General features: G+C 62.4%; 20 protein-coding genes. 7 read left to right on the top strand and 13 right to left on the bottom strand.

What is annotated here, in order from left to right; translation table 11 throughout:
- Positions 1-35 precede the first annotated feature (35 nt).
- The 4 genes from ACP15W_RS00240 to ACP15W_RS00225 all read right to left on the bottom strand — a co-directional run bounded on the left by ACP15W_RS00240 (position 36) and on the right by ACP15W_RS00225 (position 6,169).
- Positions 36-2,474: a GcvT family protein gene (locus ACP15W_RS00240; RefSeq protein ID WP_424930818.1), complete on the bottom strand. Its 2,439-nt coding sequence runs from the start codon at positions 2,472-2,474 to the stop codon at positions 36-38.
- Between the two features lie 9 nt (positions 2,475-2,483).
- Positions 2,484-3,056, bottom strand: a complete 573-nt coding sequence (locus ACP15W_RS00235; RefSeq protein WP_424930817.1) for a helix-turn-helix domain-containing protein — start codon at positions 3,054-3,056, stop codon at positions 2,484-2,486.
- A 183-nt stretch (positions 3,057-3,239) separates the two neighbouring features.
- Positions 3,240-4,715 (bottom strand): PLP-dependent aminotransferase family protein, encoded by a 1,476-nt coding sequence (locus ACP15W_RS00230; RefSeq protein ID WP_424930816.1) that lies wholly within the window; start codon positions 4,713-4,715, stop codon positions 3,240-3,242.
- 74 nt (positions 4,716-4,789) lie between these two features.
- Positions 4,790-6,169, bottom strand: a complete 1,380-nt coding sequence (locus ACP15W_RS00225) for an aspartate aminotransferase family protein (protein WP_424930815.1) — start codon at positions 6,167-6,169, stop codon at positions 4,790-4,792.
- Positions 6,170-6,463: 294 nt separating this feature from the next.
- On the opposite strand from ACP15W_RS00225, the gene ACP15W_RS00220 reads away from it, so the two are divergent.
- The 3 genes from ACP15W_RS00220 to ACP15W_RS00210 all read left to right on the top strand — a co-directional run bounded on the left by ACP15W_RS00220 (position 6,464) and on the right by ACP15W_RS00210 (position 9,576).
- Positions 6,464-7,444, top strand: a complete 981-nt coding sequence (locus ACP15W_RS00220; protein ID WP_424930814.1) for an ABC transporter substrate-binding protein — start codon at positions 6,464-6,466, stop codon at positions 7,442-7,444.
- A gap of 67 nt (positions 7,445-7,511) precedes the next feature.
- Positions 7,512-8,312, top strand: a complete 801-nt coding sequence (locus tag ACP15W_RS00215; RefSeq protein WP_424930813.1) for a taurine ABC transporter ATP-binding protein — start codon at positions 7,512-7,514, stop codon at positions 8,310-8,312.
- 10 nt (positions 8,313-8,322) lie between these two features.
- A complete protein-coding gene (locus ACP15W_RS00210) occupies positions 8,323-9,576 on the top strand; it encodes an ABC transporter permease (protein WP_424931580.1) in 1,254 nt (417 codons plus the stop codon).
- Positions 9,577-9,935: 359 nt separating this feature from the next.
- Here ACP15W_RS00210 and ACP15W_RS00205 read toward each other — a convergent pair whose 3' ends face one another.
- From ACP15W_RS00205 to ACP15W_RS00165, 9 genes are all read right to left on the bottom strand, one after another.
- Entirely contained in the window at positions 9,936-10,667 is a 732-nt protein-coding gene (locus ACP15W_RS00205) for a sulfite exporter TauE/SafE family protein (protein WP_424930812.1), read from the bottom strand.
- Entirely contained in the window at positions 10,667-12,157 is a 1,491-nt protein-coding gene (locus tag ACP15W_RS00200; RefSeq protein ID WP_424930811.1) for an aldehyde dehydrogenase family protein, read from the bottom strand. The genes ACP15W_RS00205 and ACP15W_RS00200 overlap by 1 nt, the downstream gene beginning before the upstream one ends.
- Positions 12,158-12,323: 166 nt before the next feature.
- Positions 12,324-14,759 (bottom strand): GcvT family protein, encoded by a 2,436-nt coding sequence (locus ACP15W_RS00195; RefSeq protein WP_424930810.1) that lies wholly within the window; start codon positions 14,757-14,759, stop codon positions 12,324-12,326.
- Positions 14,760-14,916: 157 nt separating this feature from the next.
- Positions 14,917-15,888, bottom strand: coding sequence for a LysR family transcriptional regulator (locus tag ACP15W_RS00190; RefSeq protein ID WP_424930809.1), 972 nt, complete (start codon positions 15,886-15,888; stop codon positions 14,917-14,919).
- Positions 15,889-15,946: 58 nt separating this feature from the next.
- The gene (locus ACP15W_RS00185; RefSeq protein WP_424930808.1) at positions 15,947-17,134 is read right to left on the bottom strand and encodes a Gfo/Idh/MocA family protein; all 1,188 of its coding nucleotides are present in this window, start codon (positions 17,132-17,134) and stop codon (positions 15,947-15,949) included.
- Between the two features lie 53 nt (positions 17,135-17,187).
- Entirely contained in the window at positions 17,188-18,264 is a 1,077-nt protein-coding gene (locus ACP15W_RS00180) for an ABC transporter ATP-binding protein (protein ID WP_424930807.1), read from the bottom strand.
- Positions 18,265-18,326: 62 nt separating this feature from the next.
- Positions 18,327-19,373, bottom strand: coding sequence for a hydroxyacid dehydrogenase (locus tag ACP15W_RS00175; protein ID WP_424930806.1), 1,047 nt, complete (start codon positions 19,371-19,373; stop codon positions 18,327-18,329).
- A gap of 34 nt (positions 19,374-19,407) precedes the next feature.
- On the bottom strand, positions 19,408-20,145 hold the full coding sequence (locus tag ACP15W_RS00170; RefSeq protein WP_424930805.1) for an SDR family oxidoreductase: 738 nt from the start codon (positions 20,143-20,145) through the stop codon (positions 19,408-19,410).
- Positions 20,142-21,230 carry a LacI family DNA-binding transcriptional regulator gene (locus ACP15W_RS00165; RefSeq protein ID WP_424930804.1) on the bottom strand — a complete coding sequence of 363 codons (1,089 nt, stop codon included), beginning with the start codon at positions 21,228-21,230 and terminating at the stop codon, positions 20,142-20,144. The genes ACP15W_RS00170 and ACP15W_RS00165 overlap by 4 nt, the downstream gene beginning before the upstream one ends.
- A 407-nt stretch (positions 21,231-21,637) precedes the next feature.
- Here ACP15W_RS00165 and ACP15W_RS00160 point away from each other — a divergent pair, with 407 nt between their 5' ends.
- From ACP15W_RS00160 to ACP15W_RS00145, 4 genes are all read left to right on the top strand, one after another.
- Positions 21,638-22,942, top strand: a complete 1,305-nt coding sequence (locus ACP15W_RS00160) for an ABC transporter substrate-binding protein (protein ID WP_424930803.1) — start codon at positions 21,638-21,640, stop codon at positions 22,940-22,942.
- A 122-nt stretch (positions 22,943-23,064) separates the two neighbouring features.
- Complete coding sequence (locus ACP15W_RS00155; protein WP_424930802.1) at positions 23,065-23,970, top strand: carbohydrate ABC transporter permease; 906 nt, start codon at positions 23,065-23,067, stop codon at positions 23,968-23,970.
- Positions 23,970-24,863 carry a carbohydrate ABC transporter permease gene (locus tag ACP15W_RS00150; RefSeq protein ID WP_424930801.1) on the top strand — a complete coding sequence of 298 codons (894 nt, stop codon included), beginning with the start codon at positions 23,970-23,972 and terminating at the stop codon, positions 24,861-24,863. Before ACP15W_RS00155 ends, ACP15W_RS00150 begins: the two co-directional genes overlap by 1 nt.
- A 50-nt stretch (positions 24,864-24,913) precedes the next feature.
- Complete coding sequence (locus ACP15W_RS00145; protein ID WP_424930800.1) at positions 24,914-25,738, top strand: sugar phosphate isomerase/epimerase family protein; 825 nt, start codon at positions 24,914-24,916, stop codon at positions 25,736-25,738.
- Positions 25,739-25,802: the final 64 nt, after the last annotated feature.

Below are 25,802 nucleotides of genomic sequence, written 5' to 3'. Positions count from 1 at the left end.
TCAGAAGTCCTTGCGTTTGGGACAGGCGATTGGGGTCAGGCGCGAATGCGGGTGTTGTCAGCATCCCAGAGGCACGAACTCTCCTGAACGGTAGCCTTGAGGCGCTGTCCGTAGACTTCGACCTCGACGGAAGCACCGGGGGCCACGGCGGCATCGAGCATGGCCAGCGCAATGGCGGCATCGACGCGGTAGCCATAGGCGGCGGAGGTCACCTCACCCACGCGCGCGCCATCCGCGAAGACGGCGGCCATATAGGGCGCGTCCTGTTTCCCCGGCTCGACGATCAGCGTCACGAGCCGCTTCGACGGACCCTTGGCGGCTTCGGCCTGAAGGGCAGCCTTGCCCGGGAAATCCTGCGGTTTGTCGAGCCGGACGAAGCGGCCAAGACCGGTCTCCAGCAGCGAATAGTCGGTGGAGAGGTCGCCCTTCCAGGTGAGATACCCCTTCTCGATCCGCATGGAGTTGAGGGCATACATGCCGAAGGGTACGGCGCCGGCATCGCGGATGGCGGCATAGACCTCCCTCGCATCCTCGGGCGAAACATGCACTTCCCAGCCCAGTTCTCCGGCGAAGGACACGCGCGCCAGAAGCGCGGGCTTGCCTGCCACCGTGGCGTTCTGGTGGGTGAGCCAGCCGAGCGAGAGATCGGCGTCCGTGATCGGCGCCAGCAGATCGCGCGCATTTGGGCCGGTGACGAGCATCGAGGTGACGTCAGCGGTCCGATCCGTGAGCGTGAGCCCTTCGGGCAGGTTGCGCGAGAGGATCTCGAAATCGTGCCACTGGGCGACAGCGGCGGTCATGAGGGTGAAGTCGTCATCCCCGTGCCGGATGCAGGACATCTCGGTGAGGACACGGCCGCGGCTGTCGGGGAGGTAGATGAGGTTCATGCGCCCGACTTTCGGCAGGCCGCCCGCGACAAGGCCGCGCAGGAACTCGGCAGCCCCCTCGCCGCTCAGACCGTAGCGCGAGAAACCGCAGAGATCGATGACGCCGGCGCCGTCACGCACGGCTTGGACCTCTTCGCGCACCCGCGGCTCCCAGGGGCCGTTGCGGTCCCATGTGTGGGTTGCCGCCTCGGAGGTGTCGTCACCGGGCTTGGCGAACCAGTTGGCCCGTTCCCAGCCATTGTAGGCCCCCATTTGCGCACCATCCGCCAGGAGGCGTTCGTGGTTCGGCGAGAGCTTGCGGTTGCGTTCGGCGGGCCATTCGTGATGCGGAAATTGCATCGCGTATTCATTGCCGTAGGTTTCGAGCGCCTTTCCGAGGGAGAAACTCGCGTCGGCATGATCGGTGTAGCGGCGCGGATCCACCGCCCACATGTCCCATTCGGTCTGGCCGTGCATGATCCACTCGGAAAGGACCTTGCCTGCCCCGCCGCCCTGGGCGATGCCGAAGGTGAAGCTGTGGGCCTCGAAGGCATTGGGCACGCCAGGCATCGGGCCGATCATCGGCAGGCCGTCGGGTGCGTAGGGGATGGGGCCGTTGATGTTGCGCTGAACGCCCTGGCTGCCCAGGAGCGGCACGCGCTCCATCGCGTCCATGATATACCATTCCAAGCGGTCGAGATCGTCGGGATAGAGCTGGAAGCTGAAGTCCTCGGGCATCTGGTCGTCGGCCGTGATCCAGGCGGCCTGGCAGTTGCGCTCGTAGGGACCGAGGTTCAGCGAGTGGGTGTCCTGGCGGAGGTAGTAGGAACTGTCCACGTCTCGGACCATCGGCAGCTTGCGGCCATGCTCCTTCGACCACGCCGCGACCTCGGGGATGCCTTCGGTCAGGAAATACTGGTGGCTCATCACGGTGAGCGGCACGCGGCGCCCGCCATGGGGGAGGAACCATTCACCGACACGGGCCGCGTAGTAGCCCGCGGCGTTGACCACGTATTCGCAGCGGATGTCGCCCTTCTCGGTGTGGACGACCCATTCGCCGTTCTCGCGGCTGACGCCGGTTGCGGGGGTGAAGCGCGCGATGGTTCCGCCCGCCGCACGCGCGCCCTTGGCGAGCGCCTGCGTGACCTGGCTCGGGTCGATGTCGCCGTCAAGCGGGTCCCAGAGGCCGCCTTCGAGATCGTGGGTTTCCATGAAGGGGAAATGCGCCTGAAGTTCATCGGGCGTGCACATGTCCATGGTCAGCCCCATATGGGCGGCCATGCCGCGGACGCGCTCGAATTCCATCATCCGCTCATGGCTGTGGGCGAGGCGGATGGCGCCGGTCACGTGGTAGTTGATCGGGTAGTCGACCTCCGCGGCCAGGTCGCGATAGAGCGCAAGGCCGTAGCGCTGCATGTTCATCACGCCGTAGCTGGTCGAGAAGTTCGGACAGTTTCCGGCGGCATGCCAGGTGGAGCCCGCGGTCAGCTCGTTCTTCTCCAGAAGGACACAGTCCGTCCAGCCGGCCTTGGCCAGATGATAGAGCGCCGATACGCCGACCACACCGCCACCGATAATCACCACGCGGGCGACAGAAGGAACACTCATGGCCAAACCTCAATAGACCGGAGGAGAGATGACCCAGACCGCCGAGGCCGGGGTGTCATAGGGATTGGCCCAGCGATATTCCGAGCCCTTGATGCGGAAGCTGTCGCCAGCCTCGATGATGAACTTCCTGTCCTCGATCCAGACATCGAGCCTGCCCGAGATCAGGTAGACGACTTCGGAGGTGGCCCGCTGGCGCGTTTCCTCCAGCGTGGCGCCGGGCAGGAAGGTTGAATGGATGACCTCGAAATCATCGGTCAGGTCGGGTGAGAGCAGTGTCTCGAAGAGGCCACTGTCACGCTCACCGATCTCGCGGCGCTTGGACGCACGCACGATCAGGCCGCGCTCTTCCTCGGAAGCGTCGGCCACACCGAGGAACATCGACATCGGCACTTCCAGAACGCGGGAAATGCGGTGCAGGTCATCGACGGTCGGGACGGACAGGCCGCGCTCGACCTGCGACACCCAGCCCAGCGATTTTCCCGTCGCCTTCGCAAGTTCTTCGAGCGTCATCTTGCGGGAGTGCCGCAGAGCCCGAATATCCTGACCAAGTGTCTCGTCGTCCGACATTCTTCCTACTTTCACGCGTTCGGTTCGCGGGCGTGCCGCGTCTGGCCTCGTGAAAATATCGCCATATTCTTCACGGTAAGGCAATGAAATTTTCCGGACTTTTTTCATACGCAGCCGAATTGCGCCGAAGCTGTCTAATTATTGACCGCTCGGCGTGTGCAGTGATTAACGAATTTGCGATGTATGTTTCGGGAAGGCTCAGGCGGCCTGCTGCGCGGCGTCGAGCCCTTCTGCCACGAGCACCATTCCATCGCGGATGAGATTCGCATTGATGGAGGAATAGGCCAGCCGATAGTGCGACGTGTCGGGCGATCGGTTAGCGTAGAAGGCGTTGCCCGGCTCGATCAGCACGCTATGCCTTCGCAGGTCCAGGGCAAGCTGGGTGGTATCGACACCCGGCGGGGCCTTGAGCCAGAAGGACGAGCCGCCGAACATTTCTCTTCCGTCCGGTGTCAGCCCAAACTCGCGAATGCAGTTCTCCATGATCGCGCGGCGCTTGCTGTAGGTGCGGGCCATTCGGCTGATCTGGCTGTCGTAGTGACCCAGTGACAGGAAGTAGGCCGTGGTGCGCTGGATGTGGCTTGGTGGGTGGCGCAGCACCACCATGCGCAGTTTGCGCATTTCCTGAATAAAGGGCTTGGCGGCCACGACGTAGCCCAGGCGCAGCCCCGGAAAGATCGATTTCGAGAAGGACCCGAGATAGATCACCGAACCTGTCTGATCGAGCGATTTCAGGGCTGGCGACGGGGAGTTCAGGAAGGAGATTTCGAACTCGTAGTCGTCCTCCACGATGATGAAATCGTCGCGCATGGCCCGTTCCAGCAGCGCGAGGCGGCGCTCCAGCGGCATCGTGACATTCGTCGGGCAATGGTGGCTTGGCGTCGTGAATACGACATCCGCCGAAGCGGGCACGAGGTCGGGCGGCAGGCCTTCGCTGTCGACATCAATGGACGTCCCGACATAGCGCATCTGGTCGAAGATGCGGCGGAGCCCTGGGAAGCAGGGGTTCTCGACGATTGCCCTCTGGCCCTCCGAGAGCAGAAGCTGGGCGATCATCCAGAGCGCGTTCTGGCCACCCATGGTGATCAGGATCTCGTCGGGATGGGCGCGTATGCCGCGACGCGGCAGGATGTAGCGGAGAATAAACTCCACCAGCATCGGATCGTCGTTCTGGTAGTGGTCGTGGGTGAGCGCGTCGAAATCCCGACGCCCCACCGCTCGCAGCGCGCAGTTGCGCCAGTTGCGGTGGTCAAACAGGTCCGGGTCGGACTGTCCGTAGATGAAGGGATACTTGTAGTCGGTCCAGTTCGGCGGGCGCAGGATGTCGTTGCGGTATTCCACCCGCCGGGTGAGTTTGCTGTTCCAGTCCACACCGCCCTGCCCGGTCACGGTGTCATCGGCAAAATCCGGGCGCTTTGGTGCGGTGTCGGCAACGAAATACCCCGACCGGTCGCGCGAGACCAGGTATTCGTTTGCCACGAGTTCCGTGTAGGCCAGCGTCACGGTGATGCGCGAAACGCCGAGGTGATCGGCAAGCTTGCGCGACGAAGGCATCTTCTCCCCGGCCGCACATCGGCCCGACACGATTGCCTCGGCGACAATCTGGTGGATCTGCTGCTGGAGGGTTGCGTCGCTGCGCGGGGGAAGAAGAAAGACCTCGGGAGGTATCGCCAAATCTGGACCTGTTGCGCTGGAGATTTGGACCTATGCTATGCGGCCCGAACCCCCAGTGCAATTTGCGTCTGCGATCAGCTGAAGACCTTCGTCAGTGCGGTGTCGATGGCGGAGGTGATCGCATCGATGTCGTCCGCCGTCGCGATGAGGGCGGGCGAGAGGCAGAGCGTGTTGTTCATGCCCGGAAGGGCACGTGCGGTGGCACCGATGATGACGCCCTGAGCCATGCAGTCGGCAACGACCGCCTGGATCTGTGCCTCGGCAACCGGGGTCTTGGAAGCGCGGTCCGCGACAAGCTCGGCGCCGCAGAAGAGCCCGATGCCGCGCACATCGCCGATGACCTCGTGCTTGTCCTTGAGCGCATGGAGATTGTCCATCAGGCGCGCACCCATGGTTTCGGTGTTCGCCAGCAGGTTCTCGTCCTCGATGATGCGCATGTTCTCAAGCGCCGCAGCCGGGCCTGCGGTGCAGCCGCCGAAGGTCGAGATGTCGCGGAAGAAGCTCATCGGGTCGCTCGCGTCGTCCTTGAACATGTCGAAGACCGCTTCGGTCGTCACCAGGCACGCGATTGCGGCGTAACCCGACGCAACACCCTTGGCCATGGTGACCATGTCGGGCTGGATGCCATACTGCTGGTAACCGAACCACTTTCCGGTCCGGCCGACGCCGCAGACGACCTCGTCGATATGCAGGAGGATGTCATACTTGCGGCAAATCTCCTGCACGCGCTCCCAGTAGCCGCGCGGCGGAGTGATGACGCCACCCCCTGCCGTCACCGGCTCGAGGCAGATCGCGCCGACCGTATCGGGGCCTTCGCGCAGGATGACTTCCTCGATGGCGTCAGCAGATCGCTCGCCGTAGTTCTCGACATCCCACTGCGCGCGATACTCGAGGCAGTGCGGCACGGCAACGAAACCGGGCGTGTAGGGACCATACTGCGCGTTGCGCTCGGGCTGGCCGCCGGCCGAGATTGTGGTGATCGTCGAGCCGTGGTAGTCGCGCTCGCGGTAGAGGATCTTGTGCTTCTTGCCGCCGTAGCGCTTGTGCGCGATCTGGCGGACCATCTTGAACGCCTTCTCGTTCGCCTCGGAGCCCGAGTTGACGTAGTAGACGCGGCTCATACCGGGCATCCGCCCGATCAGGCGCTCTGCGAACATCGCGCCCGGAATGGAGCCCGCGGACTGGGCGAAGTAGTTGAGCTTCACCAGCTGGTCGCGCACGGCGTTCGCGATGCTCTCGCGCCCGTAGCCGACATTCACGGTCCAGACGCCCCCCGAAACCGCATCGAGATGCTCGCGGCCCTTTGCATCCCAGAGGCGCATTCCCTTGCCCTCGACCATCACGCGCGGATCGATCGTCTCGAGCGGCTTGTGCTGCGTCAGGTGATGCCAGACATGGGCGCGATCGGCCCGGATGATCTCGTCGAAGTCGTTCTTGGGGGCAGAATAGGTCACGGGGGTCCCTCCAGGTGAAAGCCGTCACTGATAGAAAGGTCGCACCGGTCGAATCGCATCGTCATTTGCACCGTTCCGGGCTGTTAACCCCAATAGTGCACAAATTTGCAGCGCGAGTAGGGCCAGAGCAGACCAAACGCTGAGTCCAGTTGGAACCCCGTGTTGTGGTAAGGTGCAAAGCTTTTCTTAACTTTGCACCAGGCGCGGCAGTTGGACGCCTGCGCAACGGCAGTAGTCAAGCCGGATCGCCTGACGCGGTTCGAATGGCCCAAAGACGACAACTTGGAGTGAGAGATGAAGAAAATCGCAACCCTTCTGGCCGGTGGCAGCGCATTGCTGGCCGCGCAGGCGGCAACGGCGCAGGAACTGACCGTCGGATACTTCCTCGAATGGCCGATGCCGTTCCTCGCCGCCAAGGCCGATGGGGCATATGCGGAAGCTCTCGGCATGCCGGTGAACTGGGTGAGCTTCGAGACGGGCACCGCGATGTCGGCGGCCATGGCATCGGGCGACGTGCAGATCTCGGTCTCGCAGGGCCTGCCCCCCTTCGTGGTCGCCACCTCCGCGGGCCAGGCGCTTCAGGTGCTCGATATCGCCGTAAGCTATTCCGAGAACGACAACTGCGTCGTGGCGACCGAACTTGAGATCGACAAGGACAGCGCCGAGGAACTCAACGGCAAGAAGGTTGCCGTTCCAATCGGCACCGCCGCCCATTACGGCTTCCTGCGCCAGATGGACCATTTCGGCATCGACGTCTCCTCTCTCAACATCGTCGACATGGCGCCGACCGATGGCGCCGCGGCGCTGGCCCAGGGTGAAGTCGATTTCGCCTGCGGCTGGGGCGGTGGCCTTTCGCGCATGAAGGAACACGGCAACGTGCTGCTTTCCGGCGAAGAGAAGGAAGAGCTCGGCATTCTCGTGTTCGACGTGACCTCGGCGCCGGCCGATTTCGTCATCGAGAACGACGACATCGTCTCGACCTTCCTCAAGGTAACCGCGGAAGCCAATGCGGCCTGGAACGACGGCCACCCTGCGGACATGCTCGAGAAGATCGCGTCCGAGTCGGGCATGTCGGTCGAGGCCACTGAGGCGTCGATCTCCACCTTCACCTTCCCGTCGGTCGAAGCGCAGCTTTCCGAAAGGTGGCTGGGCGGAAACGTCCAGTCCTTCATGAAGGGCGTCGCGGATGTCTTCGTCGAGTCCGGCAGCATCGACAGTGCGCTCGACAGCTACGACGACGCGGTCAACACCGCACCGCTCGCCGCGGCCCAGTAGGGTCCCGCCTCGAGAGGCTGGCGCCCGCCGGCCTCTCCTCCACTCCTAGCTTCTGGAAAACCGCTTCATGGCTTCATTGAGCATCGACAGTCTGTCCATGCGTTTCGACCTGCCGAATGGCGGTCATGTTCAGGCCCTCGAAAATGTCAGTCTCGACATCGCGAAGGGCGAGTTGCTCTCAGTCCTCGGCCCTTCGGGCTGCGGCAAATCAACGTTGCTCAACATTCTCGCAGGCTTTCTCGCGCCGACTTCCGGCACCGTCACGCTGAACGGCGCGCCGGTGAAGGGACCCGGTGCCGAGCGCGGCATGGTGTTCCAGAAGGGTGCGCTCTTCGAGTGGATGAACGTGCGGCACAATGTCGATTTCGGCCCCCGGATGAAGGGAATGCCGGAAACCGAGCGCAACACCATCGTCGAGAACCTGCTCAACACCGTCGGACTGAGATCCTTCAAGGACAAGGCCGTCTATGAACTGTCGGGCGGGATGCAGCAGCGCGTGGCCCTGGCCCGCTGCCTCGCCAACGATCCCGACGTGATCCTGATGGACGAGCCTCTCGGGGCGCTCGATGCGCTGACCCGCGAGAAGATGCAGGGGCTGGTGCTCGATCTCTGGAAGAAGACCGGCAAGACAATCATCCTGATCACCCACTCCGTAGACGAGGCGCTGCTGCTCGGCGAGAGGCTGCTCGTCATGGCGCCGCGGCCCGGCCGCATCTTCAAGGAATACCGCCTGCCCTTCGCGGACCGTGCCGTGGGCGCCGATCTGCGGGCGGTCAAGGATGATCCCGCCTTCAACGCGACCAAGAAGGAAATCCTCGGGATGATCTGGGAGATGGAAGAGGAAATCATGAGCGGAGCGGAAAAGTAGCATGACGGGTATCGTAATACTTGCGGTCTATATCGCGCTGTTTTTCGGCACCTATGTCGCGGTCAGCCTTGCGCGCGCCTCGATGGAGAAGGTGACGGATTTCACCTCTCTCAAGACAGTGACCTTCGGCGACGAAAGCGCCGTGAGACCGGATCGGGTGGCCTCGATCATCTCGGTCGTGGTGGTCTTTCTCGTCTGGGGGGCATTCACCGGCTCGAAACTGGTGCCGCTCCATGTCCCCGGCCCGTTCAGTGGGACGACTTCCTTCTCCTACACCGCCGAAAATCCGAGCGGCGAAACGGCCGAAGGCACGGTCACCGTGCTGGTTCACGAAATGGGCGCCGATGCGGAGGACCCTGCCCCCGGTCCTGCAACCGGCTTTGCGGTGAGCGACAGCACGACGGTTGCGGAATGGCGTTCGGTGCTCATTCCCGCCCAGCGCAACGATGGCGAGGATGCGACGATCATCTCCGTGGACGGAAAGCCGATCGCACCAGGCGAGACCGTCGATGTGCCCAACGGGTCCGTTGCGATGACGGCCAAGGGCTCGCTCAACTTTTCGCCCGACAAGGGCCTGCAGATGGAAGCGATCTGGATGCCGCCGCCCGAAGCGGTCGTGGCACAGCTCTTCGACATCGCCAAGAACGGCTATCAGAACGTGGCGCTGCTGGAGCATGTGGGCTGGTCGCTCTGGCGCGTTCTGGCGGGCTTCATCCTGGGCTCGCTGATCGGCATTCCGCTCGGCTATGCCATGGGTCTTTCGGGTTGGGCGCGCGGCTGGCTCGATCCGATCGTCGAGTTCATGCGGCCCGTGCCGCCGCTGGCGCTGATCCCGCTCGTCATCATCTGGTTCGGTATCGGGGAGAACGGCAAGATCGTCCTTCTGTTCCTTGCGGCCCTCTGGGTGATGATCATCTCGGCGCGCGCGGGCGTTTCCGGAGTGAACATCTCAAAGGTTCATGCCGCCTATTCGCTCGGGGCATCGAAATGGCAGGTGCTGCGCCATGTGATCGTGCCCAATTCGCTGCCTGAGGTCTTTACCGGGGCGCGCGTGGCGATGGGCGTTTGCTGGGGCACGGTGGTTGCGGCGGAACTCGTCGCCGCAGAGAAGGGCGCGGGCAAGATGATCGTCGCCGCCTCGAAGTTCCAGGCGACGGATATCGTCATCATGGGGATCGTGCTGATCGGCCTGATCGGCTTCGCGATCGACATCCTGATGCGCAAGCTCGAGAACGTGCTGGTACCCTGGAAAGGCCAGTCATAGCCGACCAGCTCCATCCATACCTGACCAGAAACGCAAACGCCGCTCCTCGGAGCGGCGTTTTTCATGCGCCATGCTTAGCTCGGCGGGGCGCCCCCTGGCGAGGGTGTGCACATGCCCCTTGCTCCTGGCCTCGACAGATTGCCCAAGGCAGAAGGCCTGGATCCGGCGAACCGCCAGCGCCTTGCATCCGTGCGACCCGATGCTTTCGTGCTTGCCAGCGACAGGGCCTCGAAGAACGCGTCAGGAACGGCGATTGCGCCGGTTTACGAGTGTGAGGGCTCACCTCTGGCCAAAGAAAAAGCGCTGCTCCGGGGAGCAGCACTCTCTCATGGTCAGCGGGAAGTGCCTCGACCGGGGGGCTAAATCAATCCAACAAGCCCCTTTGCGCCTGCCATCAGCCCGGAGACCAACAGAACCCCCATGGAGGCGGATCGGTAGTGCCCGTCCCCAAGCCGCTGGAAAAGCAGCGTGCCGAGATAGGTGCCGAGCAGAAGCGCCGGGTAGCTCGCGACCGCACTGAGGAAGACCTTGAAGGTCACGGCATCGGAACCCAGCGCAATGGATATAAGCGCAATGACGGACGTGAAGGCGAAGAAGAGCAGCAGGGTCGCGCGGCTCTCGGTCTTGTCCGCTCCGCGGCCCAGGAAATAGGCCACTGCGGGCGGTCCGGGCATCGCGGCCAGCCCGCCGAGGAGGCCGGCCATGGCACCGGCGGTCATTGCCGGCCCCTTGCCTTCCCGTATCCTCACCTTTGCGACAAGAGCGACGAGCCCGAGCAGGACGGCGATGGCGATCGTCAGCCGCATGACATCGGCGGGCAGCCGCGTGGCCAGGAATGCGCCAAGCGGCGTGAAGAGCAGCGCGCCGCCGCAGAGCAAGGCGAGCGCCCGGCGATCGACCTTCTTGTGATTGTGGTAGATGTCCAGCGGCCCGGCGGCGATCTGCAGCATCTGCGCCATCACTACGGCATATACCGGAGGCACGCTCAGACTGTAGAGCGGAACGGCCGCGAGGGCGAAACCGAACCCGGTCACGCCCCGCAGAAAGCCGGCCGCCAAGGTGGCGACCGACAGAACCAGAATGTCTTCCATCAGTCGAAATTCATCACGATTGTCTTGGACCGGGTGAAGTGTTCCAGCATTGCCTCGAGCGACGCCTCCTTACCGAGACCGGACCGTCCGAAGCCGCCATAGGAGACGTTGGGACGGATGGTGAGGTTCTGGTTGACCTGAACGAAGCCTGCGTTCAGGCGCGAGGTGCTGTCGAGTGCAATCGACAGGCTCTTCGTCCAGACGGAGGCGGCCAGGCCGTAGTGCGTACCATTTGCCCGCGCGATGACGTCATCATAGTCAGTCCAGCCCTGCACGACAGCGACCGGCCCGAAGATCTCCTGCATGACGCAGGGGTGATCATCGGGGAGACCCATGAGGATCGTCGGCTGAAGGTACAGCTCGGGCGAAAGCGCCGCATCCTCGGGCAGCTTGCCGTAGCGCTTGACGGTCGCTCCGGGGGTCGCTTCGGCCTGTGCGACAAAATCCCGGATCGTCGCCGCCTGGCGCGCGTTGATGATCGTCCCGACATCGGTGGCCTCGTCGAGCGGATCTCCGATCACGAGTTCGTCCAGCGCAGTACCGAGACGCGCCATGAAGACGTCCATCAGGCTGTCATGCACGTAGATGCGGCTCGAGGCGGTGCAACTCTGTCCCTGGCGGGTGAAGCGCATTCCCGAGATCGCACCGGCGACAGCCTTGTCGAGATCGGCATCTTCGCAGACGATCATCGGGGATTTGCCACCAAGCTCCAGAGAGACAGGAATGATGCGGCTCGCGCCGACCTTGTAGATCGCCTCGCCCACGGCCTCCGACCCGGTGAAGGTGATCTTTGCAATGTCGGGATGGGTGGTGAGCGCGTTGCCGCATTCGGCACCGGTTCCGTTGACCACGTTGAGCACACCCGCGGGCAGGTGCTGCATCATGATCTCCGCCATGAGGTAGGTGGCGAAGGGGGCTTCCTCGGAGGATTTCAGCACAACGGTGTTGCCCGCGACCAGGGCCGGACCGATCTTGAGCGCCATAAGGACGAGCGGCACGTTCCACGGCACGATGGCCGCCACGACGCCGAGTGGCTCGCGGGTGGTCAGGGTGAGGATGCGGGGATCGTAGGGCACCGTCTGCCCCTTCAGCTCGGAGCCGAGGTTGCCGTAGAAATCGACGATGTCGGCGGCCACATCCACCTCGCCACGGCACTCGGTGCGGATTGCCTTTCCGGTTTCGCGGGCGAGCACCTGGGCGATCAGTTCGGCCTTGCTTGCCACGGCGCGGGCCGCTGCCGAAACGCGTTTGCCACGCTCGCGCGCCGGGATCTGCGCCCATGCGACCTGTGCGGATTTGGCAGATGCGATGGCTTCGGACGTTTCTTCCGCGCTACTGGCCGCGGCCTGGCCGAGCACCTCACCGGTGGCCGGATTCAGGACATCGAGCGATGTGTGCGCCGCAATACGAGCGGCGTTGATGAGGTTGACCTGCCGATAGGTGGTAAAGACATCGGATGGGGTCGTGGGGAGGAGATTGCTTGCGAACATGACGGACCCTCGGTCTGAGAATTTCGATTGAGCCCATATAGTTGAAAGAATCGCCCTCGAAGTAGGGCCAGAAGAACGCTTCGCTATGACCAGTTCGCAAACATTGCTCTCGTGTAATGCCGCGCCGCAGGATCGAGACCCGTGCGGCGCAACATCGAGCGCGGCCCTACCCGCGCATTCTGAGATACTCGGGATCGTAAGGTGAAGCGGGGATCACGCGCGCCGGGACGGGCTTGCCCAGCACATCGACGGTGAGCCGTGTCCCTGCTTCGGCCAGGGAGGGTTCAACGAAGGCATAGGCCAGGTTGAGGCCAGTACGATGCCCCCAGTCGCCCGAGGTAACAGTGCCGACGATGGACCCCTCGCTGCGCACCGAGGTTCCGCCATGGGCTGGCGCCTCATCCGTCTCGACGGCGAGGGTGACCAGCTTGCGTCTCGGGCCTGCTTCCCAGCGCTTGAGCAGTGCGTCCTTGCCAATGAAATTGCCCTTGTCGAGCTTCACGAACCGGTCAAGCCCGGTCTCGAAGGGATCGAACTCGGTGAGGATATCGGCCTTCCAGTGCAGGAAGCCCTTCTCGAGCCGCATCGAGTCGACCGCGCGCGCACCGAAAAGGCGCAGACCGTGGGCTTCGCCGGCGTTGCGGAGCGTGAGATAGGCCGCATACAGGCTCTCGTTTGGAACGTGGATTTCATAGGCCAGTTCGCCGGAAAAGCTTACACCCAGAACGGTCACCGGCGCGATGCCCACGTAGGCTTCCCGCACGGAGAGCCACGGGAAGGCCTCACGGGACCAATCCCCTCGAGAAGCCGCCGTGAGCACGTCGCGCGCCTTCGGGCCAGCCAGCACGAGAATTGTCTGTTGGTTGGTCAGGGAACGGATCGTCACGTCCTCTTCGGGCAGGATGTGGGATGTGAGCCAGTCCATGTCATGATATTCGGATGCTGCGGCCGAGCCATACCAGACGCGCTCAGGCCCGCGATCCGAGGCAGGAATGTTGGCGATGGTCGCCTCGGCCTTGACCATACCGTAGTCATTCAGGAGATAGCCTAGACCAACCTTTCCCGTGCGCTTCGGAACGCGGCCGCAGATCATCCGGTCGAGGAAAGCATGGACGTCCTTACCAACGAGTTCAAACCGGTTGAAGCCGGAGACCTCGGTCAGTCCGACGCCGGTCGAGACAGCCTTGACCTCCTCTGCCACGACCTCATGCACCTCGTTGAAGCGGAAGCCGAGCGTTTCGGTGAAGCCGGGCGAAGGTTTGATGTAATCGACCCGCTCCCAGCCGTTGACCGTGCCGAACTCGGCTCCTTCGGCCGCGAGCACCGGCGTCAGAGGCGTTGTCTTCATCGGACGACCCGCGGGGCGATGCTCGTGCGGGAAGTGGAAGCGAAACTCGTTCTGGTAGTCCTCGATGGCCTTCAGCGCCGTCAGTTCAACCGTCGCATGGCCGGTGAACCGGCGCGGATCGATCACCCAAGTGTCGTATTCCGCTTCGCCATGCACGATCTGCTGCGCGAGCAGCCAGCCATGGCCGCCGCCCTCGCCGAGGCCGGCGCGGAGCCCGATGATGCAGAACGCGTTGCGCTTGCCGGGGATGGGCCCGACAAGGGGTGCGCCGTCGATGGTGTAGGTGATGGGACCATTGACGATCTCGCGAATGCCGGTCTCCGTCAGTGCGGGCATGCGCTCGAAAGCGCCTTCCAGCACATCCATGACCCGCTCGAGATCGTCCGGGCAGAGGTCGTTCGAAAATTTCGGGTCGATGCCGTCCATGCCCCAGGTCCGGCAATCCTGCTCGTAGAAGCCGAGCAGAAGCCCGCCCTTTTCCTGACGGCAGTAATAATCGCTGATCGGGCAGCGCAGAAGCGGCATCCGGTGGCCAGCCTCGGCAATGGCCGGAATGTCCTCGGTCAGGAAATACTGGTGCTCCATCGAGGCGACCGGGTGGCTCACTCCCATCATTGCGCCGATCTCGTTGCAGCGGTAGCCGCCGGCGTTGACGACGATCTCCGCCTTCACGTCACCCTTCTCGGTGTGAACGGTCCAGGTCTGATCCGCATGCTGGGTGAGGCCGGTGACCGGGGTGTGGCGATTGACCTCGGCACCTGCGAGCCGGGCGCGACGCGCCAGCGCCTGGCAGAGCTGGGCCGGGTCGGTATGGCCGTCGGTCGGATCCCAGAGCCCGCCCAGAAGATTTTCGGTCGAGATCAGCGGGTGGCGGCGGGCGCATTCCTCGGCGTCGATGACTTCGAATTCCACCCCCATGCCGGCCGCGACCGAAGCAAAGTGACGATAACCGTCCATCTGCGCCTCAGTGTTGGCGAGCCGGATACCGCCATCACCGTGATTGTAGCCGACCGGATAGTCCGGGTCGTCCCGCAGTTCCTTGTACAGTGCGATGGAGTGGCTCTTGAGCGCCACCATCGTCTGGGTCATGCCGAAATTCGTGACCTGGGCGGCGGAATGCCAGGTGGTGCCGGACGTAAGCTCGTCCCGCTCGATGAGCATGACGTCTGTCCAGCCTTCCCTTGTGAGGTGATAGAGCGCCGAACAGCCGGCTATTCCTCCCCCGATGATGACAACCCTTGCCTGATCTCGCATTGCAGCCACTCGTTCCTGAAACCTGTTCCTGACGGCCATTGAGGGGGATCCGGCAAGTTTCGGTCAAACGGAAGGCTACAGTTTCGAAAAAATCGAAACTGAACTGGCACGGTGATACAGTCCTTGCGCAAGATGCATCCAATTGACGCGCAAAGGTTCAGTTCTCCTCTTCGAGCACGACAAAGGCGCTTTCGAGCCATTCGTGAGCAAGGATCGCAGGTTCCCGTACGACATGGCGGATACGCTCGCGGACGAGCGTGGCAATGGCCTGCGCGGTCGGGCGGTCGAAGTCGCCGCGGGTCATGAGGCAGATGCGGCGCGCAAGCGATGTCGTGGGGAGCGGTGCGAGGCGGATGCGCTCGGCAAAGCGCCTCCCCCTGGCGTGGCCCAATGCCGAAATGATCGACCAGCCGCCCCCGCTGCCCACCACGGCCATGATCGACTCCACCGTATCGAAGGTGAAGCGTTCGGGCAGGGCAATCCGGTGGCGAGTCAGATGGGCTTCGATCTGCCGTCCGATCTGGTGACCGGGGTTGAACCGCAGGAAGGGAAGACCCGATCTTCCGCCCACCATTTCTTCGGGCGCCGCGAGGGAATCCCGCGGAGACAGCATGACGAAAGGATCTTTCAGTAGCGGCAATACAGGCAGATCCGATGGTTTTCCGTCCTGCGCGGATACGATGGCGAGATCGAGTTCACCTCGGCGCAGAAGGTCCGGCGCCTCGTGGCTCAGGACGTTGCGGATGGACAGCTTTGCCCGTGGCATTCGACCAGCCAGGATCACGGCAAGATCAGGCGCGAGGTTGTTCTCGAAATCCTCGACGAACCCCACGCGCAGCGATCTTGCCCCCAAGAGACCGGAAACGACTGTTTCGCTGGTCGCGCGCCGGATATGTTGAAGTCCCGGCATCAGGTGGTGGAGCGCCTCACGCCCCTCGCGAGTCAGGGAAAACGGGCGTGACGTTCTGTCGAGCAGCACCACCCCGAGTTCATTCTCGAGCCGCGCGACATGATGCGAGACCGAGGAAATCGACAGTCCGAGTTCCTGTGCCGCCTGCTGCATCGAGCCGGATCGGGCTACCTGCTCGAAGGCCTCGAGCACCTGAAGTGAGAGTTTGGGTAGCGGCATGAGCCTCTCGGCAAGAGTTCCGAAACACCCGGAACTCTTTCCCAGCCCGCCGCGACTGTCAAACGCTCACGAGCCTGTCTTCGTCGAGTGCCTCGTCCAAGTGCGTGACGTCCGTCCAGTCGTTATTCTGGCGGATGATGTCGATGATCTGCTGATACTGGCTGCCTTCCCTGAAGGTCGGATAGGGCGCGACCGCCTCGCCCCTGATATCCTTGAGGAATTCTCGGGCCAGATAGTGCCAGCATTGCTCCGTTTCGCCTTTAACGTCCGGCACGTCGGCGGCAATTTCCGGCGGCAGGGGAAGCTCGGCCCAGGTCTTGTCCTTGCCATAGAGATAGAGCGGCCCGCTGCCGTAATGCTTCTTGAGATAGATGGCCCCTTCACGGCCATAGAAGACGATATGATCCTCATGGAAGCGCGGCACGAGGCCGCCATGCTTGAACAGCACCGAAACGGGCTTGGTGGCAAGATCACTGCCGAGCCTCGCCAACACGGTGTAGGACCATTCGACATTGCTCTCGCCCCATTTGAGCGACGGGTCGTCAAGATCCTTCGGGATGAAGTTGCGCCGTGTGGCGAAGTTGTGAACACCATCGACGATGGGGGCGCGCCCAAGGTCGTCGCGCACCTCGCCCATGATACCGAGAATCCGCCCACCCACTACGGCAGAGGCGATGGCCAGCGTATGAGTGAAGTTGTTGTTGAGCCGCCCGCCGCCCGCCTCCTTGCGGTGTGACCAGCCAAAGGGGATTTCGCGCTCGAGATTGAAATGCGAGATGCATTCGATCTCCGTCGGCTCGCCGATTGCGCCTTCTGCCACGAGTTTCTGCGCGTGCAACACGCTCGGCGTGTAGCGAAAGCTCGCGGAATAGGCCGTCTTGACGCCCTTCTCTCGCGCAAGCCGGTATAGTTCCACTGCCGTCTCCGCGCTTTCCGTCATCGGCTTGTCGACGAAGACGTGACACCCTGCGGCGATGGCCTGCTTGATGGGCACGTAATGCGCACCGCCCGGTGTGGCGATCGAGACGATGTCGGGCTTGCAGATCTCCAGCGCCTCCTGCCAGTCCGTACCGGCATGGGGGATGGCCATCTTGCCAGCCACCTCCTCGACCACATGGGCGGTTCGCCCGACCATGCCGACGATATCCGCGCCATAGGCCCGAAAGGCCTCCGCGTGCCCCTGACCGGCAAAGCCCGTGCCGGCAATGAGCACCTTCAGCCTGGGTTTCGTATTTTCACCGGTCATTGCCGCTCTCCCCCTCTGGTTGCGCGTTCTCGTGATAGTTGGTCAAACCGGCCTTACCGGGGGATGTGCTGTTCGGATTTGCGGTCGAACAGGTAGATCTTGTCCTGCGGGATCGAGACCGTCATGGGCGCGCCCACGGCCAGATCGATGCCGCCATCCAGCACTACCGTTGCGGGCTGGCCGTGCAGTTCGATCGTGACATGAGTCTGTGCGCCGGTGGGCTCGACGAGCGTGGTCGTGCCTGTGACACTTACGCCATCACCGCCACGCTCGAAATGCTCCGGGCGCATGCCGACAACGACCTCCTGGCCGGGCGCGAGATTGCGTCGTGCCCCAAGCTGGATGATATCGCCGCCGGGCAGTTCGGCTGCCCAGCCGTTGTCGGCCGCGATGATGGTCGCGTCGATGAGATTCATCGAAGGTGTGCCGATGAAGGCCGCCACGAAGAGGTTGGCGGGGGAATTGTAGAGGTCGATGGGCCGGCCCTCCTGTTCCATCCGGCCGCCATTGAGGATCACGACACGGTCGGCCAGTGTCATGGCCTCGATCTGGTCATGGGTGACATAGATCGAGGTCGTCTTGACCCGCTGGTGTAGCGTCTTGATCTCGGAGCGCATCTGCACGCGGAGCTTGGCATCGAGGTTCGAGAGCGGTTCGTCGAAGAGGAACGCAGCCGGGTTCCGCACGATGGCGCGGCCCATGGCGACGCGCTGGCGCTGGCCGCCCGAGAGCTGGCCGGGCTTGCGATCGAGAAGCGCTTCAAGCTCGAGAAGCCTGGCGGCGTCACGGACCTTGGCGTCTATCTCCTTCTTCTTCACGCCCGAGAGCTTGAGGTTGAAACCCATGTTCTTCGCGACCGACATGTGCGGATAGAGCGCGTAGTTCTGGAACACCATGGCGATGTTGCGCTCGCGCGGGTTCATGTGGTTGACCACCTGGCCGCCGATCCGGATCTCGCCATCGGAGGCGGGCTCGAGCCCCGAGATGATGCGCAGCAGGGTAGATTTCCCGCAGCCGGATGGCCCCACGAGCGCGACGAATTCGCCGTCCTCGATCGAAAGGTTCATGCCATGGATCACGTCATGTGATCCGAAGGATTTCTTGAGCGATTGCAGTTCGACGGATGCCATATGGTTTTTCCTCCCTTCGAGGTCGTGTTTCTGGTTTTTCTGCAGACTTGAATGCCGGGGCGTCAGGCCATCGTTGCGGCCCTTTCGGGCGGTATTTCCTGAAGAAGTCTCTCGCCAGTGAAGAAGCGGCGCACATCCTCGACGGCCGAGAGGCCCTGGCGGACGTAGCTTTCGTGCGTATGACCGGCACTATGCGGCGAGAGGTAGACATTGGGCAGGTCGAAGATCCGGTCACCCTCGGGAAGCGGCTCGACATCAAACACATCGATCGCGGCAAAGATGCGGCCCGCGTCCAGGGTTTCGAGCAGCGCGCCCTTCTCCAGAAGGCCCGCCCGGGCGTTGTTCACCAGGAGCGCGCCCTCGGCCATCAGGTCGAGAAGGGATTTCGTGATCATGCCGTTCGTCGCCTCGATGTTCGGCGCGTGAAGACTGACGACAGAGCATTCGCGGAAAAGGGTTTCGAGGTCGCACGAAATGACGCCAAGTCCATCGGCCTCGGTTTCGCTGACATAGGGGTCAAAGACCATGACCTCGCAGCGGAAAGGCTTGAGCAGATCGAGAACCATCCGCCCGACATAGCCGAGTCCGACGATACCGACCTTCTGTGCACTCAGAAGCTGACCCAGATAGGATTGCTTCACCTGCAACCAGCCCTCGCCCCTGCGCATGGCCGCGTCCGTATCACGGTGGCGACGCAGATGCGCGAGGATCTGAGCGAGCGTGAACTCCGCCACGGCCTCACCGATCACCGGTGCGGAATGGCTGACACGGATCTCGCCTCTTTCAAGCGCCTCCTTGACCCCCAGCCGAATGACCGAACCTGCGGCATGGGAAATGATCTGGACACTGCCGCGGGGCGCCAGAGAGTCGAGGGGCAATTTGGGGCTCTGCCAGCCAGTGATGACAGCCGTGATCCCCGAAAGAGCCGGGGCAATATCCTGATCCCTCAACTCATCGTCGGCGTAGAAGACCGGCTCGGCGAATTCGGATAATGCCTTCGTGACTGTGTCGGGGAAGATGCGGCCGCGCACTTCCTCCGGAATGAGGACGGCAACCCTTGGCCGGTTCAGACCATGCGAGGTTGTCTTGATCGGTTGGGCGTATGTCATCTCGGCAGACCCTGTTTATGCGCTTCGCTCAGGCTCATCGGATGGCCGGCTGAATCACGATTTCGGACACATGGGCCCGTGCCGGCAGACGCATGACGAACATGCAGGCTTCGGCCACATCTTCGGGCTTGAGGGCTTTCGCGCGCATCTCGGGCGTCGGCGGGGAGGGCCGCTTTTCGAGCAGGGGCGTGTCGGTCATGCCGGGCAGGATGGCTGTGGCGCGGATCCCGTTCCCCCATTCCTCCTCCATGATCGCATGGGTCATGGCAGCGACACCGGCCTTTGTTGCCTGGTAGGCGGCGCCCGAGGGATCGGGCTTCTTGGCCGCGGTGGAAGAGACATTGACAATCAGCCCGCCCCCGCGCCGGCGCATGATCGGCAGGACGGCCTTGGACAGATTAAAAGCGGCGTTCAGATTGACGTCGATCATCGATGCCCAGCTTTCGGCAGTCAGCTCGCTGAAGGCGCGCCGGACGATGTTCATGCCGATGGTGTTGACCAGTGTGTCGACAGCTTCGAGGACTTCCATGTTGCTCGAGATCGCGGCCTCGAGAGCCTTCGCATTGCTGGCATCGGCCTGGATGGTGAGGACCTTCCCTGCCCCCAGCTGACTGCATTCATCGCCAATTGCAGCAAGCCGCGCTTCGTCACGAGCGAGCAGCACAAGCTCGGCACCCTCGCGGGCGGCGGCTTTCGCGGTTTCACGCCCCATGCCGCTGCTGGCACCAGCAATGAGGACCCGACGCCCCGACATGGATCTGATTTCGCTCACCTTGATATCCCTCCGGTCATCTTGTTGCTTTTCATGGCTGGTGGCGCGGTGGAGGCCCGGACGATCAGTTCGGGCTGCAGGCTCACATGCGGCTCATCGCCCCCGACATTCTTCTCGAGCGTGCCGATCAGCTTCTCGACGATGATCGCGGCCATGTCCTCCACCGGCTGTCGCACGGTGGTCAGGGCAGGCTTCATGATCGGGGAGAGAAAGATGTCATCGAACCCGACCACCGAGAGGTCATCGGGAACTCGGTAGCCAAGGTCGACCGCACCGGAGCAGGCGCCGATGGCATACATGTCGTTGACCGCGAAAATGGCGGTGGGCGGATCATCCAGGGTCATCAGGTCTCGGATGCCGCGGCGGCCGAGTTCTGCCGCCTCTGAGTCGCCGAAGTTCTTCGCAACGCGCCCCAGCCACAGCAGTTCATCATCGAGTGCAATGCCCGCGCGCTCGAGCTCGGAGCGCATTCCCAACAGTCGGGCGTTCCTGCTGGCGGTCCCGAGGGGCCCGGAAATGAAGCCGATGCGACGATGCCCCAGACCGATGAGGTGCCTTGTGGCGAGGCGGGAGCCCTTTTCCTGATCGATCGTGACGGAACAGGCGACAACACCCTTGGCGCCCCTCGTCTGGCGGTCGAAGGCGGCGATCTTCATGCCACGCTCTGCGGGCAGCTTCAGGTGGTCGAAGGAAACGGGAGAGGAACCGAGGATGACGCCCCGGACCGAGGAGCCGTAAAGCGATTCGACGTAGCTTGCCTCGACTTCCGGATCACGCTCTCCGTTGCAGATCAGAACCTGATAACCATGCTCCAGCGCCTTTTTCTCGATCAGATGCGAGACGTGCCCCCAGAACGGGTTCGCAACCGACGGCACGATCAGACCCAAGGCGCGCGCAAGCCCCGACTTGAGCTGTCGTGCGGCGGCGTTGGGCGTGTAACTGAGATCGGCGATCGCCTTCTCGACCCGCTCGAGGGTCTTCGGAGACATCTTCTGATGGCGACCGTTTATGACGTTGGACACCGTGCTGACGGACACGCCCGCGAGGCGCGCAACATCCTTCAACCCTGCCATTGACCCTGCCATCTGGCTTTCTCCCCGGCTTTGCCGGTGCTTGAGTGCCGGCTTGTCGCAACCATGAGTCGCGACGAGCGCGCCGCAAGTGTTACGTTACACCAAAATGCCGACAGTGTGCGAGAAATGCTAGCCCCCACGGTGAAAAAAGTTTTGAGACACCTCTCTGCCAGAGGGCGATTTCACGCGAGATGACCGCTCGGAATACAGAGCCACGGCACCATGGGAGACCATATATCGTTGGGTATAATCCTGTTTTGGTTATGCTTTTTACGATTGTGCAATGCAATATCAAGGGTGACTTTCAAGGTTTTTCGGAAATTGCGATATCGGAAATCGACATTAGTGTAACGATGCACTATCGTTTCACCAATAGTCGCCGAATCAAACTGGCACATTGTCCAAATGGGAGGACTGAAATGACGATCTCGACATCTCGCAGAGGATTCCTGAAGGCCGGCTCGGCCACACTTGGTGGCGTTGCCCTGAGTGGCATCTCAAGCATTGTGGTGGCGCAGGGAAATCAGCAGGTGCGCTTCAGTGGTTTCGTGGAATCCGAAGAGCAGCTCGCCACCACGCTCAAGGTGTTGAAGGCTTATGAAGCCAAGAACCCCGGCGTTTCGATCCTGCCCGAATTCTCGACTTTCCGGTCCTTCACCGACAAGCTGGCAACGGAAGCTGCGGGCGGGAACGCTCCGGACATGTTCAGCGTCAACGTGGATCTTCTTGCCGAATATGCCGCGCGCGGTGTGCTCACCCCGCTGACCGACTACATCCCCGAGCCGCTCGACGTCTCCAATTACCAAGACGGCAGCGTCTTTTCCTGCACCTATGACGGGCAGATGTATGCGATGCCCAACGATGCCATCGCCACCGCGATCTTCTATAACCCGAAGAAGTTCAACGACGTGGGCGTGGCAGTCCCGGACAAGTTCTACACCTGGGAGACACTTCAGGAGACCGCCGTTGCGCTCAGCAAAGAGCATGGCCGCGGTTTCTGGGGCATCGAGGACGGCGGCGGCAACAACCTGCCCTGCGACATCTTCCTGCGCGCGAAAGGCAAGGCGCTCTTCACGCCCGAGCACACGATCGGCTTCGGGGCTGAGGATCTGGCGGAATGGTTCCAGTATTGGGAAGACATGCGCCAGTCGGGCGGCTGCCCGCCGGCCGATGTCCAGGCCCAGGCCGGCGACAATTCCGCCTCGCTCGGCATCGTGCGCGGCCGCGCCGCCATGCTGGTCCAGACCACCGACAGCTTCATCGGCATCGGGGCGCTCATGGAAGATCCGCTTGACCTGATGATGTTGCCGAACGGCTTCGAAGGCGGCGAGATGAAGCAGCATCTCTACGATTATGCCGGGAACTCGACGGGGATCTGGGCGAATGCCGCCAGCAAGGATCTCTGCGTCGACATCATCCGCTTCATGCATTTCGACCCGGAAGGCGTCGAACTCTACTACACTGGCAGCGGCATGATCCCGGCCTCCACCGCAGGTCTCGAGAAGTTCGGCACCAGCGGAACGCCCGAAGAGAAGAAGCTTGTCTCCTACCTCAGGATGCTGCGCGAAGATCCGGCTCCCTCGCGCCGTCCGGGTGTCGGCGGTCTTGGCGGCATGTTCCGCCGCGGCAACGAGGCCGTGGCCTTCGGCGATGCAACGCCGCTGGAAGCGGCCGAGGCCGTGGTCACCGAGATCAACGAGAAGCTCGCAGCGCTCAAGGGCTGAGCACGCGCAAGACGGCAGGGCGATCAAACCAGCTTGCCTTGCCCCTTAGCCTCCGCGTCCCTTCTACTCCTCCCCAGGGGCGCGGAGTGCATCACCTTGCAAGACAACGATGGTGAGGCCTCATGAGTTCGACCAAAAACCTGTCAAAAAGACAGAATGGCGTTGCCTTTCTGTTTCTTTCTCCCTGGCTCATCGGGTTCTTCCTCCTGACGCTGGGCCCGATCCTGGGATCGATGTATCTCTCCTTCACGGATTACGATCTGTTCAGCGCGCCTCAATGGACGGGTTTCGACAACTACGCAAAACTGATGGGCGGCGATCCACGCTATATCGAGTCGCTCAAGGTGACCTTCACCTACGTGTTCTTCTCGGTGCCGTTGAAGCTCGGCTTCGCGCTTTTCATCGCTCTCATCCTGAACCGTGGACTGCGTGGCCTGGGCTTTTACCGATCTGTCTTCTACCTGCCTTCCCTGCTGGGCGGGAGCGTGGCCGTGGCGCTCATGTGGCGCCAGATCTTCTCCTATGACGGGATCGTCAATCAGTTCCTCTGGAATTGGTTCGGCTATGATGCGCCAAGCTGGATCACCAATCCCGACTACGCCCTGGGAACCCTTGTCCTTCTGGCTGCATGGCAGTTTGGCGCGCCGATGGTGATCTTCCTTGCCGGGCTGAAGCAGATCCCGCAGGAGATGTATGACGCCGCCGCAATCGATGGCGCGCGCCCGGTGCAGCAGTTCTTCTACGTGACGCTTCCACTGCTGACGCCCATCATCTTCTTCAACTTCGTGATGCAGACGATCAACTCGTTCCAGGCCTTCACACCCTCCTACATCATATCGGACGGCACCGGCGGACCGGCAGACTCGACGCTCTTCTACACGCTCTACCTCTACGAGCAGGCCTTTACCGATTTCGAGATGGGATACGCTTCGGCGATCGCCTGGGTCCTGGTCGGCATCATCGCCATCGCAACGACGATTTCCTTCCTGAGCGCCAAATACTGGGTGCATTACGGAGACGAGAACTGATGACCATGGCCCTCACAGATACCAACGAAAAGGCCGGCGACATCGAAGAGGTGACGGCCCAGTCAAAGACCCGCACACGCTGGATGATGCACGCGTTCCTGATCACTTTCGGGCTTCTGATGCTCTATCCGCTCATCTGGCTGGCCGTGAGCTCGTTCAAGCCTTCGGAGATCATCTTTTCGGACACCAGCATTATCCCGCGACACTTCGAGTGGGAAAACTATGCTCGGGGCTGGGCGGGAGTGGCAGCACCCTTCAAGATCTTCTTCGCCAACAGTTTCGTCATCTCGGCGCTGGCGGTGGTCGGGAATGTGCTCTCGTGCTCCTTCGTCGCCTACGCCTTCGCTCGCCTCGACTTCGCCTTCAAGAAACCGCTCTTCGCGCTAATGCTGATGACGATCATGTTGCCGGTCCATGCCTCGCTGATCCCGCAGTATATTCTCTTCAACGCGTTTGGGTGGGTGAACACGATCCTGCCCATCATCACGCCGAAATTCCTCGCGGTCGAGGCGTTCTTCGTCTTCCTGATGGTGCAGTTCATCCGCGGTATCCCGCGTGAGCTGGATGAGGCGGCGGCCATTGATGGCGCGGGTCCGGTGCGGATCTACTTCTCGATCATCCTTCCCCTGATGTCCCCGGCGCTTGTCACGACGGCCGTGTTCTCGTTCCTTTGGACCTATGAGGATTTCCTGACGCCGTTGATCTACCTGACCTCGATCGAGAACTACGTGGTTCCGCAGGGTCTGCGTCTCTTGCAGGCAGCGCGCGGGGCGAGTTCCTGGGGTCCGATGCTCGCCATGTCGCTCCTCTCGCTGGTTCCGATGTTCATCGTGTTCTTCGTCTTCCAGCGGAAACTGATCGACGGGATCGCAACCACGGGGTTGAAGGGCTGACCCCAGCCCTGCCCCTTTCCATCGAAGATTCAAGCGTGCACGGAGAAATCATGAAACGACCCCAGATCACGGCGTTTACCAAGCCCTGGGACGAGCCGCTTCCACAGCTTGCGGAAAAACTGGCCGGTCTGGGGTTCGACGGCGTCGAACTGGCCGTGCGCCCCGGATACCAGGTCGAGCCGGAGAATGTTCGCCAGGGGCTGCCCGCGGCTGTCGAACTGCTCAAGCAACATGGTCTTTCGACACCGAGCATTGCCGGCAACACGGACGAGGACACCATCGCTGCCTGCGGAGAGGCAGGCGTCGGCATCATCCGCATCTGTGCGCCGATTGACATGGAGAAGGGATACCGCGCGTCGGTCGATGCCTACCGCCGCACGTTCGATGCGCTGCTTCCGGCTCTCGAGCGGCACGGCGTCGCGATCGGAGTGCAGAACCACTACGGCTATCATGTGGCCAGTGCGGTAGGGCTCGCACATCTGCTGGAAGGCTACGACCCGGCACAGGTCTGCGGCGTGCTCGACATGGGGCACTGCGCCGTGGATGGAGAGCCGGTAAAGATGGCCATCGACATCGCGAGGCCGCTGCTGAACGGCCTTGTGAACTTCAAGAGCGCCATGCATCTGCGTGCCAACGGGCCGGAGCTTCCGGCGGAATACGTTGTGCATTGGTCGACCAATGATCATGGCGGGTACAACTGGCGCGAGCTTGTCACCGAGCTTCATCGCATCGGTTTCGACGGCACATTCTGCATGCCGATCGAATACAGCCAGCAGGCCGGCGTTCATGGCCAGCGCATGGGCGACGATGTGCTGCCTTTTGCCAGACACGACCTCGCCCATCTAAAGGCGCTGGTCGACGAGATCTACGGCTGAAGGATCGGCTGCGCGCAATTCCAACTACGGTGCCGACACGATCCGGCACGACCAGAGGACAGAA

This window comes from Amaricoccus macauensis (assembly GCF_049800915.1).
Classification (GTDB): Bacteria; Pseudomonadota; Alphaproteobacteria; order Rhodobacterales; family Rhodobacteraceae; genus Amaricoccus; species Amaricoccus macauensis_A.
The sequence above is the reverse complement of the archived record's forward strand: the minus strand, read 5'-3'. Positions and strand labels throughout refer to the sequence as shown.

Bases quoted from the DNA above. Each gene is read 5' to 3' on its own strand.
- ACP15W_RS00240 (WP_424930818.1), bottom strand. From the start codon at position 2,474: ATGAGTGTTCCTTCTGTCGCCCGCGTGGTGATTATCGGTGGCGGTGTG.
- ACP15W_RS00220 (WP_424930814.1), top strand. From the start codon at position 6,464: ATGAAGAAAATCGCAACCCTTCTGGCCGGTGGCAGCGCATTGCTGGCC.
- ACP15W_RS00215 (WP_424930813.1), top strand. From the start codon at position 7,512: ATGGCTTCATTGAGCATCGACAGTCTGTCCATGCGTTTCGACCTGCCG.
- ACP15W_RS00205 (WP_424930812.1), bottom strand. From the start codon at position 10,667: ATGGAAGACATTCTGGTTCTGTCGGTCGCCACCTTGGCGGCCGGCTTT.
- ACP15W_RS00200 (WP_424930811.1), bottom strand. From the start codon at position 12,157: ATGTTCGCAAGCAATCTCCTCCCCACGACCCCATCCGATGTCTTTACC.
- ACP15W_RS00195 (WP_424930810.1), bottom strand. From the start codon at position 14,759: ATGCGAGATCAGGCAAGGGTTGTCATCATCGGGGGAGGAATAGCCGGC.
- ACP15W_RS00190 (WP_424930809.1), bottom strand. From the start codon at position 15,888: ATGCCGCTACCCAAACTCTCACTTCAGGTGCTCGAGGCCTTCGAGCAG.
- ACP15W_RS00185 (WP_424930808.1), bottom strand. From the start codon at position 17,134: ATGACCGGTGAAAATACGAAACCCAGGCTGAAGGTGCTCATTGCCGGC.
- ACP15W_RS00180 (WP_424930807.1), bottom strand. From the start codon at position 18,264: ATGGCATCCGTCGAACTGCAATCGCTCAAGAAATCCTTCGGATCACAT.
- ACP15W_RS00175 (WP_424930806.1), bottom strand. From the start codon at position 19,373: ATGACATACGCCCAACCGATCAAGACAACCTCGCATGGTCTGAACCGG.
- ACP15W_RS00165 (WP_424930804.1), bottom strand. From the start codon at position 21,230: ATGGCAGGGTCAATGGCAGGGTTGAAGGATGTTGCGCGCCTCGCGGGC.
- ACP15W_RS00160 (WP_424930803.1), top strand. From the start codon at position 21,638: ATGACGATCTCGACATCTCGCAGAGGATTCCTGAAGGCCGGCTCGGCC.
- ACP15W_RS00155 (WP_424930802.1), top strand. From the start codon at position 23,065: ATGAGTTCGACCAAAAACCTGTCAAAAAGACAGAATGGCGTTGCCTTT.
- ACP15W_RS00150 (WP_424930801.1), top strand. From the start codon at position 23,970: ATGACCATGGCCCTCACAGATACCAACGAAAAGGCCGGCGACATCGAA.
- ACP15W_RS00145 (WP_424930800.1), top strand. From the start codon at position 24,914: ATGAAACGACCCCAGATCACGGCGTTTACCAAGCCCTGGGACGAGCCG.